The sequence below is a fragment of the Thalassospira sp. MCCC 1A01428 genome (genome assembly GCF_002115825.1).
In the GTDB taxonomy this organism is placed as follows: Bacteria; Pseudomonadota; Alphaproteobacteria; order Rhodospirillales; family Thalassospiraceae; genus Thalassospira.
Map to the genome: position 1 here is coordinate 1 of NZ_JFJZ01000077.1, position 10,366 is coordinate 10,366.

At 52.4% G+C, this 10,366-nt stretch carries 8 protein-coding genes; 7 read left to right on the top strand and 1 reads right to left on the bottom strand.

Annotated features, from left to right (window positions below; genetic code table 11):
- The 7 genes from THS27_RS24930 to THS27_RS24960 form a co-directional block, all read left to right on the top strand.
- Window positions 1-1,003 (top strand): ATP-binding cassette domain-containing protein (locus THS27_RS24930; RefSeq protein ID WP_139835740.1); only part of this gene is annotated, 1,003 nt, incomplete at its 5' end.
- The gene (gene lsrC, locus THS27_RS24935; RefSeq protein ID WP_085595545.1) at window positions 996-2,036 is read left to right on the top strand and encodes an autoinducer 2 ABC transporter permease LsrC; all 1,041 of its coding nucleotides are present in this window, start codon (window positions 996-998) and stop codon (window positions 2,034-2,036) included. The genes THS27_RS24930 and lsrC, both read left to right, overlap by 8 nt.
- Window positions 2,033-3,034 (top strand): autoinducer 2 import system permease LsrD, encoded by a 1,002-nt coding sequence (locus THS27_RS24940; protein WP_085595547.1) that lies wholly within the window; start codon window positions 2,033-2,035, stop codon window positions 3,032-3,034. Before lsrC ends, THS27_RS24940 begins: the two co-directional genes overlap by 4 nt.
- Before the next feature lie 11 nt (window positions 3,035-3,045).
- On the top strand, window positions 3,046-4,074 hold the full coding sequence (gene lsrB / locus THS27_RS24945; RefSeq protein ID WP_085595548.1) for an autoinducer 2 ABC transporter substrate-binding protein LsrB: 1,029 nt from the start codon (window positions 3,046-3,048) through the stop codon (window positions 4,072-4,074).
- Window positions 4,075-4,178: 104 nt separating this feature from the next.
- Window positions 4,179-5,426, top strand: a complete 1,248-nt coding sequence (locus THS27_RS24950) for a class II aldolase (protein ID WP_085595550.1) — start codon at window positions 4,179-4,181, stop codon at window positions 5,424-5,426.
- A gap of 606 nt (window positions 5,427-6,032) precedes the next feature.
- Window positions 6,033-7,184: a tetratricopeptide repeat protein gene (locus tag THS27_RS24955; RefSeq protein ID WP_085595552.1), complete on the top strand. Its 1,152-nt coding sequence runs from the start codon at window positions 6,033-6,035 to the stop codon at window positions 7,182-7,184.
- The gene (locus THS27_RS24960; RefSeq protein ID WP_139835741.1) at window positions 7,181-8,029 is read left to right on the top strand and encodes an alpha/beta hydrolase; all 849 of its coding nucleotides are present in this window, start codon (window positions 7,181-7,183) and stop codon (window positions 8,027-8,029) included. The genes THS27_RS24955 and THS27_RS24960 overlap by 4 nt, the downstream gene beginning before the upstream one ends.
- 13 nt (window positions 8,030-8,042) lie before the next feature.
- On the opposite strand, the gene THS27_RS24965 is transcribed toward THS27_RS24960, so the two are convergent.
- Window positions 8,043-10,163 carry a tetratricopeptide repeat-containing sulfotransferase family protein gene (locus THS27_RS24965; RefSeq protein ID WP_085595558.1) on the bottom strand — a complete coding sequence of 707 codons (2,121 nt, stop codon included), beginning with the start codon at window positions 10,161-10,163 and terminating at the stop codon, window positions 8,043-8,045.
- Window positions 10,164-10,366 lie beyond the last annotated feature (203 nt).

The window sequence follows — 10,366 nt, forward strand, 5'->3', positions numbered from 1 at the left end:
ACTTACCCCGCACGAAGCCAATGCCCTGTTTGATCGGGTTCGGCAATTGCAATCCCAGGGGGTTGGTATTTTCTTTATTTCGCACAAATTGCGCGAAATTCGTGAAATTTGCGACGTTATCAGCGTATTGCGCGACGGCGCCATCGTTCTTTACGGCACACTGGAAGAATATAACGACCAGCAAATTGTCGAAGCGATGACAAAAACTGCTGGCACCAGCCAGATTACCACATCCCAAAGCCGGCAAAACCACAAGGATTTCACCAGTGACGCTTGCGTTCTGGAACTTGATCATTTTAGTGGCGAAGGATTTCGCGATATTTCCTTTACCGTACATGCGGGCGAAATTGTCGGGCTTGCAGGTGTCGTTGGAGCCGGGAGGTCGGAACTGGCAGAGACCCTGTTTGGCCTACGCCCGGCAAATGATGGCACTGTTCGGCTGTTGGGGCGAGAGCTTAGCAAACGGTCACCGCGTCATTGTGTCGATGCCGGCCTTGTTTACCTGCCCGAAGATCGCCAGCAAAACGGCCTGTTTCTGGAAGCATCGCTGGCGTGGAACATGTCGGGCTATACGATGCACCGGCTGGGTTTTTTCCCCAGATCACGACGGGAAACAGGCGAATTTTCGGAATTTCGCGATGCGCTTGGCATAAAGTGCGAAGGCCCCGGCCAATCCGCCGGGCGCCTTTCAGGCGGGAACCAGCAAAAAGTTCTGTTGGCCAAATGTCTGGCTGCAAACCCGCGGGTTCTTATTCTGGATGAACCAACACGCGGGGTAGATGTTGCGGCCCGCAACGATATTTACCGTCTTATTCATCAACTAGCCGACAAGGGGATGGGCGTGTTGCTGATTTCGTCGGATTTTGACGAAATTGAACAGCTTGCGAACCGTGTTGTTGTGATGGCGCACGGGCATCAATGCGGCGAGCTTTCAAGCCATGCCATCAATGTCGATGCCATTGCCCATTTAGCCTTTGAATCCGGAGCGGCAAGCCATGCTTGATTTTTTCGCCCGTAACCGTGTTGCGACCCTTTTTGGCGTTACCGTTCTGGCCTTTATTCTGATCGGCATGGCGGCCCCTGGTTACCTTTCGCTTTCGACCGCATCGGTTATCATGTCCAACAGCCTGGTTCTGATGACCGTGGCATTGGGTACCATGCTGGTCATTCTGACGCGAAATATTGATGTATCGAGCGGCTCGGTACTGGGTCTAAGCGCCGTTATTCTGGGTTTGCTGTTAAATAACGATGTCGGGCTGGTTCCCGCCATCATTGTTTGCCTGATCTCGGGTGCGTTGGCTGGTCTGTTTAACGGTATATTGGTCACGTTTTTCAGTGTGCCCTCCATTATTGCAACATTGGGGACACTGGGCCTGTTTCGGGGCATCATGCTGATCCTGACCGGCGGCAAATGGATCGAGGAACTACCGCAATCACTTAAATTCCTGGCTGAGAATGGCAGCATCGGAATTTCGGTTCTGACAGTGGCTGTCATAATTGCTCTTGCCGGAGTATGGGCAATTACCCGCCATACCCGTTTTGGTCGCTATTTTTATGCGGTTGGTGACAATCGCGAAGCAGCACGACATTTAGGCATTCGGGTTAATCTGGTGCAAATCAGCGCCTTTGTTGCCGCGGGTGTTCTGGCGGCCCTTGCCGGTATTATTTTTGCCGCCCAAATCGGATTTATCCCCAATCAGGCCGGTAATGGCGTTGAGCTTAAGGCGATCGCGGCAAATGTGTTGGGGGGCGTCAGCCTGTTGGGCGGCAGCGGGTCGGTTCCGGGTGTTTTTGTCGGGGTTATCTTTATGACCTCAATCGATAGCGCCCTGGTCTTTTTGAAAATCCCGGCCTTCTGGAACGATTTTATTGCCGGTGCCGTGTTGCTGCTGGTGTTGCTGCTTGACGGTCGCGTAAGGATCGCGGTTGAAAAAGCCATCCGCGCCAAACGCTATGCTGTCCACACACCAAACAAGACAACAGTTATCCCCGCAAAACCGGCCACAGCCCCCACCGCGCAGGAGACCACCCAATGAAACGTATTTTTCTGCGCTGGGAAATGGCGTTGTTTGCCATGCTTGTGGCCGAATTCGCAATTTTCGGCGCCATTAACCCGCGGTTTTTAAACCTCTCGAACCTGCTTTACAGCACCAGTGACTTTGCCCAGATTGGCATTGTCGCCTTACCGCTGACCATCGTGATCATCGCCGGGGGCATTGATGTATCGTTTGCATCGACTGTTGGTCTGTGCGCGATCATTTTTGGTATTGCCAACTTCTTTGGGCTGCCGCTGTCGCTGTGTATTGCCACAGCCCTTGGTGCCGGGGCCGTTGCGGGGCTGTTTAATGCCAGCATGATCCATTTATCCCGTATTCAGCCTTTGGTGGTCACCCTTGGCAGTCTTTATCTGTTTAGCGGAGCAGCAACGGTTCTTTCCGGTGTGGTCGGCGCGGGAGGATATGAAGGCATTGGCAACTTCCCCGACAGCTTTACCAGCTTTGCCTATCTGGAAGTCGCAAGTCTGCCCGCACCGTTTGTGGTGTTGCTGGTTGAGGCTGTCATCCTGTTCGTGATCCTGCATTTTTCCCGTTTTGGCCGGGCAGTGTTTTTATGCGGACTAAGCGAACATGCCGCCCGCTATAGCGGACTTCCCATTCGCACCATTCAAACCATCACCTATGTGATGACCGGTGTTTTCGCCGGTGTCGCAGGGCTGGTGTTGTCCGCCTATTTCGGGTCGGCCCGGGTAGACCTGGGTACGGCAACATTGTTGCCTGCCATTACCGCCGCCGTTTTGGGCGGGGCATCCATTTACGGCGGACAAGGATCCATTATCGGCACCCTTATGGCCACACTGGTCATTGGTTATTTGCAGCAGGGCCTGCAAATGAGCGGGGTTCCCAGTCAAATTTCCAGCGCGCTCTCAGGTGCGTTGCTGGTGGTTGCGGTAGCATTGCGCCACGGAAGCGCAGTGCTTACCAGCTTTGTCGCTGCGCGAATAATGGCGACGAACCGGAAACGCGCAGCATCGTGAGGAGGAACGACATGTTTGGACGTCACTTTAAATGGACTATCGCTGCAGCGGTCACGGGGTCGATCCTTGCCGCAGCATCGCCTGCCCTTGCTGAAAACCAGATTGCCTTTATCCCGAAACTTGTCGGGGTTGGCTTTTTCACCAGCGGCGGTAACGGCGCATTGGAGGCCGGCAAGGAACTGAACGAAAAAGTCACCTATGACGGCCCGACCGAACCCAGTGTTTCCGGCCAGGTACAGTTTGTGAACAACTTCGTCAATCAGGGTTACAATGCGCTAATCCTGTCATCCGTTTCGCCCGATGGCCTGTGCCCGGCATTGCAGCGCGCCATGAACCGCGATGTTCTGGTCATGACCTGGGACAGCGATGTTAAACCTGAATGCCGCAGCTATTATGTCAATCAGGGCACCCCTGAACAACTGGGCAGCCTTTTGGTCGACATGGCAAATGACGGCATTAAAAAAGAAAAAGCCAAGGTTGCCTTTTTCTATTCCAGCCCGACGGTAACTGACCAGAACGCCTGGGCCAATGCCGCCAAGGCCAAAATTGCCAAAGAACATCCGGGTTGGGAAATTGTTACCACCCAGTATGGTTATAATGATGCGCAAAAATCGCTTCAAACCGCGGAAAGCATCCTGAAGGCCTATCCGGATCTGGATGCCATTATCGCCCCGGATGCAAATGCCCTTCCGGCAACGGCACAGGCAGCTGAAAACCTGGATCGTGCGGGCAAGGTTGCCATTGTCGGGTTCAGCACCCCGAACGTCATGCGCCCCTATGTCAAACGCGGCACAGTGGAACGTTTTGGCCTGTGGGATGTAACCCAGCAGGGCAAGATCGCAGTTTATGTTGCTGATCATGTTCTTAAAGACGGCCCGATGAATGTTGGCGACAAACTCGACATTCCGGGCATCGGCACCGTCGAAGTTTCGCCAAACAGCGTTCAGGGCTACGACTATGAAGCGGATGGCAACGGGATCATTTTGCTGCCGCAACGTACCGTGTTCACCAAGGACAATATCGACGATTTTGATTTCTGATTTCCAAACCCGGAAATCATGGCGCGGCACCGCCCTCCCTCGGTGTCGCGCCACCTTATTTGTTTGTCAGATTATTTTTTGTCTTCAATTAACGGAAACGGCCCATGAAAAACCTTTGGAATGATCAGGACGCCCAATTTTATATCGATCAGGCCGTAAAACAGGGCCAACCCGCCGATCTTGGACTACGGGTTTACACATCCCGCATTATCGGGCAGGTGCCCGACCTTGTATTGCACGGAGGTGGCAATACATCGGTCAAGATCACACAGGACGATGGCACCCGGATCATCCATGTCAAAGGCAGTGGCTGGGACCTTGAAACCATCGAGGCACCGGGTCTGCCCGGCGTATATCTGCAACCGCTTTACGATGCCCGCCATGCCGGCAAATTGACGGACCCGGAAATGGTTTCCTTGCTGCGTCGCAATTTGCTGGATGCCGATGCGCCGAACCCGTCGGTCGAGGCATTGTTGCATGCCTACCTGCCCGATACATTTGTGGATCATACCCATTCCACCGCCGTGCTGGTGCTGGCCGATCAGGAAAATTCCGAACAGATCATGCGCGAGATTTACGGCGACCGGTTGGCCTTTCTGCCCTATGTGATGCCGGGTTATGATTTGTCCATCGCCGGGGCCGACCTGTTTGACCAGTTCCCGAACTGTCAGGGATTGTGGCTTAAAAACCACGGTTTATTTACCTTTGGGGCGACAGCAAAACAATCATATGATCGCATGATTGATTTTGTTACCGAGGCCGAACAATACATTGCCGCCAAAGGTATTGCCCTGCCCGGCCCCGAAATTTCCGATACCACCCTGGCCCCGGCGATTGAAGCCCGGTTGGCCGCAGCCCTGCAAAAAGGGGCGTCACCATTTGCCGCCAACATCGCACTGGACTTTCGCAGCACCCCGTCGATCCGGGCTTATCTGGAAAACCCGGAGCTTGAAAAAATTGCCCAACGCGGCACAGCCACACCGGACCATGTTATCCGGATTAAACCATTTCCCATGATTATTGATGCCGATGCGGATGAAAGTACCATTTTGGCCGCAATTAATGATTACCAGGGAAAATACAGTGCCTATTTCAATCGCAATGCGCCCAATGCCAGCGAGCCAAAAGTGCAGCTGGATCCTTGGCCCCGTATTGTCATGATCAGAAATATCGGGCTGGTGGGTTTGGGCAAGGATGCAAAAGCCGCAGCCATTGCCGGTGATCTGGGCGAACAAACCGCCCGCATCATTAATGCTGCCGAAAAGATTGGCACGTTCCAACCCATCGACGAGGCTGATCTGTTTGATATGGAATACTGGTCACTTGAACAGGCGAAGCTGCAAAAGAAGTAAGTCTTTCTTACAGAGTCAGCCTGACCTTCTAGCCACCCGGCATAACCGCCAGCCGGGTGGCCTTTTTATGACATCACCCAAGCTTTGCCATTATTCGCTCACAAAATAGATAAAATCTATATTATCAAATAATTAAATCATAAAGAACGATTATCGATTAAACGAAAATCGTCAAGAAGTTGGAAATCCGGGAACAAAACGGAAAACAACTGGTAACCTCAGCTTGGTAAACACAAACACCACGATACAAACCAGCAGGCAGCACAGTCACGATTGTCAATCGTCCGCCTATGCTTGAAGTAAGTGTATTTTCCCACACAAAAACAACATTACGTCACGCACACTCAGGCTTAATGCATCACCATGATCAGAATGACCCCGCCCGGCATCGGAAAATTCAAGTAAACGCACGAAACAGGTTCGAAATACAAAAGCACATACCGTCTTTTGCTCTATTCCGATGTAAACTCTGTGGTATCAAGGTGTAGAATAGAACGTCCATCGCACTGTTATGAACGCGACAGGGCAATTATCCATAAACAAGACCTCCGATGATTGCCCTCACCACGGAACATATCGCACAATAATGGCAAAGCCGCATTCCCGATGAACAGCTTAACTCCGGAACAGGCCGAGGCAGAAGCCCGCGCCGCACTTGCCGCCAACAATTTCGTCAAAGCCGAAACCCTTACCCGCGCCTTGCTGGCAAATGGCGGACAATTGCATATCTGGCGGCTGCTGGTTGCAACATTGCGCCGACAGGGCAAGGTACATGAAGCACTGGAAATTCTTGACATGCTGGTGCAGCATGCACCTGGCAATCTGGATTTGCGATTTGATCTGTCTGAAGTTTTGCTCCTGATCGGAGATTTCAAACGCGGCTGGCGGGAATATCAATACCGCTACAGCCTGGACCATACCAAAATTCTGGACCGCAAGGTTCAAAAACCCCTATGGGATGGCCGGGTTATTCGCGATAAAACCTTATTGATTCATGACGAACAGGGATTTGGCGATACGTTCCAGTTTTTACGCATGGTGCCGTGGGTAAAACAGCGTAGCCAGGCCAAAATAGTTCTGCAAATTCGCCAGGAACAGGAAGGCTTTGCCAAACGCATGTCCGGGATCGATCAAATTGTCCGACAAGGCGAACTTCCACCAGCTTTTGACATGCATTGCCAAATGATGACCCTGCCAGAGGTTACCGATCTGACACTGGCAGATCTACCCGGGCAGATACCCTATATTACCGCCGACCCCCGACGCATTCGCAAATGGCAAAAACGGCTTGCAAAGCTTCCTCGCCCGCTGGTTGCGCTGGTCTGGGCAGGGCGACCAACCCATTTCAATGATGCCGCACGATCCATGTCGCTGGAAAAACTGGCCCCGCTTGGCATGGATGGCATAACATTCCTGTCCGTTCAAAAAGGTGACCGTGCCGACGATGCCAATACCCCGCCAGAGGGTATGAACCTGATTAATCTTGGCCCCGAAATCTCTGATTTCGAGGATACAGCCGCCATTTTTAACGTCATCGACCTTCTGATTTCTGTCGACAGTTCACCAATCCATCTGGCAGGGGCATTAGGCCGCCCCGCATGGGTCATGCTGCCTTTTGTCCCCGACTGGCGCTGGCTGCTCGATCGTGATGACACGCCATGGTATCCCAGTGTGAAACTGTTTCGTCAGTCCGCCTCTGGCGATTGGTCCGGTGTCGTACAAAACATGGCAACCGAACTGGCGAAATTGCGATCATGAGGCCCGCACACATTTTTTTACTGGTCATTGCCCTGTGGGGTCTTGCTGCCTGTAGCACCGTCCCCCAACGCGCCGCCTTGCGCGACCAACTGGTTGCCAAAGCGGGTTGGTCATCTGGCGTTGTACCGTCCGGTGAATTTGATATTGCCGCATCCTGGAAAAACACAGGGCAAAGTCAAACCCTGTTTGTCTATCTGGAAGGCGATGGGCTTGCCTATATTACACCCAACCGCGCATCAACCAATCCGACACCGGATAACCCTGTTGCATTGCGCATGGCAATCGCCGATCCCCACCAGGGACCTGTGCTGTATCTCGCACGGCCATGCCAATATGTCATGCCCGATCATGGCCGTAATTGCGCACGCCCTTACTGGACAGTTAAACGCTATGCACCGGAAATTGTCACAAGCCTTAACACGGCCCTAAACCTTTTCAAAAACAAACTCGGCATCCGGAAACTTGTTATCGTCGGCTATTCCGGCGGTGGGGCCCTGGCAACATTACTGGCAGCCCAACGCAATGATATAGCAGGCATTATTACAGTTGCAGCCAACCTTGATACCCGGTACTGGACTGACCGCGCGGGGGTTTCATCCCTTACGGGCTCGCTTGATCCAGCCGATTTCGCCGCCCGGCTGGGAAACCTTCCCCAGGTTCATTTTTCAGGCGTCGAAGACACAACCGTTGGGCCCGCCGTCACCCGTGCCTTTATGGCAAAATTACCCGCAAACACCCCGGTATCACACATTGAAGTGCCCCGGTTTGACCATTTCTGTTGCTGGGCGCAGAACTGGCAGCAATTAAGCATCCGCCCGGAACTAAAAACAATTCCCGGCTGGTAAGCTGTACAAATAGCTATTCATCCATGCCAAATGCAGCAAGCAATGGTGATAAATGTTTGGCGTAAGGCCGCCAACGCCCGACAGAGGTTGTATATAACGGTTCACGTACCTGATTAACGCTTGCTGTGCGGACCGGGCGCCTTGATTGATGAAACGCCAGGCAAGCTTCATTCCAGGGAACCCCGATAAAATCGGTTAGTCGCCGTGCCTCAACTGCGCAATTGGCAACAACGGCTTCGTAATCAACGTCAATAAATCGATCACCGGGTAAAACATTACGCCAATGTGCCATCAAATCGCGATATGCAAGGTAAAACTGGCCCAGCTCCGCCAGATCATAGGAAAATGACTGTTCGGCCGCGAACAACTTGCTATAGCATGACAGGCACGTGTCAATCGGGTCGCGCCTGCAATGAATAATCCGCGCATTGGGAAACATTGCATGTATCATGCCCACATGTAAAAAATTGGCTGGCATTTTATCCACCACATGGGGTCGGCCTTCCGCCATGGCGATGACAGATGCCAAATATTGCCCGGCCATTCCCGCCAGGTCTTCCATTCCCGCGCAATTACCTTGCGACATTGCAGCATCATTTTTGGCAATAATGGTACTGATATTGCGCAATTCACCAGCAGGATAAATATCCGGATGCGCCCCCAGGATCTGCTCAATCAGGGTCGTGCCCGAACGCGGCATTCCCACCACAAAAACCGGCATGGCCGAAGGATCTCCCCGGCCTGCGCGTTCCTTTAACCATTCTTGCGAAAACCGGCTGGAAATCGATTGCAACCACCGACTCGTTTGCACACCATCGTAATCAAAGGTTTCGCGTTTTAGTGCATTTCCTTCCGCAAGATAGCGAAAAGCATTTTCTCCATCACCAACATCAAGAAATGCCTTTCCCAATGCAAAGCACAACACCATCCGATCGGTCAGCCCAAAACGCGAAATATTCTCGGCGTAGAGATGTTTCAGTGCTTCAAGTTGAGGATCTCCAACACTGAATTTTTTGATATCGGCCAATTGCCCCCAAGCCAAAACGTGTGCGGGGTCATCAGCCACAACCTCAGTCAAAATTGCAACGGCAGCCGATTTGTCATTTTGCGCGGCATACATTTCAGCCAGGTTGATACGCGCATTATTTCGTTCAAGCCCCGGCAGCGCCTGAGCCCGCGCAAAAGATTTCCTTGCGTCCTCAAAACGGTTAAGTGCCTGTTGCGTTTTGCCCAATATATTGTGGGCACTGGCACTTTCCGGTGCAAACTTTACCGCTGCCATCGCAGCACGTAATGCATTGTCGGAATCTCCCCGGCGATGCAACACGGTGGCCCGTGCGGCCAATGCCGAGGGATCTTCGGGCGCAAACCGAAGCAAGGCATCCAGACGCTGCATCGCACGGTCAAACTGCTGACGCTCGATGGCGATCTCCACAAGATTAAGATATGCCGTAACAAGTTGAGGATTAACGTCAATGGCACGCTGGGCATAGGTCTCTGCCGCGTCAAACTTACCCTGCTTCATCAAAAGGTTTGCCAGGTTGCTGTTCGCCTCGGCGTATCGGGGATGAAGCGCCAGCGCCATTTCATAAAAACGCTGTGCCTCATCAAAGTTTGCCGTCAGTAACAATGTATTGGCCAGATTATTGCAAGCCTCCGGGTTCTCTGGCTCCAATGCCACAACCCGCCTCAGGCATGTAATACTTTCCTCAAGTTTCCCGGATTCCTGTAAAATAATCCCCAGATTATTCCATGCACCAACCATTTCCGGCGCACGTTCAACAGCAGTCCGCGCGGCCTTTTCGGCCTCGCCCAACAATCTGTTTTGACGGCACATTTCTGCATAATTGCTAAAATAGCCCCCCGGCGAATAGGAAAACCCGCAAGCCTGACGCATATAATCCAGTGCCATATCCATCTTGTCATAAGCATGAGCAATCAAGCCCAGCAAATGAAGACATTCAATCTGTGCCGGTGACACAGCCAAAACACGGCGCGCAAAAACTTCTGCCTGCTGGGCTTGCCCGGCATTCCAGTGCGCATAAGCGCGTTCTATGGCCTGAGGAACGGTCAAATCACCCGATGCACCTGTTGAGGCAGACGACTTTGCTTTTGTTTTTGTTCGTTTCGTCATCAGGCAACCTTGTATTTTTGGCAATGTTGATAAAATGGCGGCGTGAAACTGCAAATTATTCCCACCCCATGCAACACTTCGCGATAGCCAGCAAATGTTCAAGCAAAAACGGCGGCCCAAAACCAGGACCGCCGTTTTATTAAATAATACGACCCTAAAAATCCCAGGCGGCACGTACGGTGCCCGTCTGGCTTTGATAGCCT

Bases quoted from the DNA above. Each gene is read 5' to 3' on its own strand.
- lsrC (WP_085595545.1), top strand. From the start codon at position 996: ATGCTTGATTTTTTCGCCCGTAACCGTGTTGCGACCCTTTTTGGCGTT.
- THS27_RS24940 (WP_085595547.1), top strand. From the start codon at position 2,033: ATGAAACGTATTTTTCTGCGCTGGGAAATGGCGTTGTTTGCCATGCTT.
- lsrB (WP_085595548.1), top strand. From the start codon at position 3,046: ATGTTTGGACGTCACTTTAAATGGACTATCGCTGCAGCGGTCACGGGG.
- THS27_RS24950 (WP_085595550.1), top strand. From the start codon at position 4,179: ATGAAAAACCTTTGGAATGATCAGGACGCCCAATTTTATATCGATCAG.
- THS27_RS24955 (WP_085595552.1), top strand. From the start codon at position 6,033: ATGAACAGCTTAACTCCGGAACAGGCCGAGGCAGAAGCCCGCGCCGCA.
- THS27_RS24960 (WP_139835741.1), top strand. From the start codon at position 7,181: ATGAGGCCCGCACACATTTTTTTACTGGTCATTGCCCTGTGGGGTCTT.
- THS27_RS24965 (WP_085595558.1), bottom strand. From the start codon at position 10,163: ATGACGAAACGAACAAAAACAAAAGCAAAGTCGTCTGCCTCAACAGGT.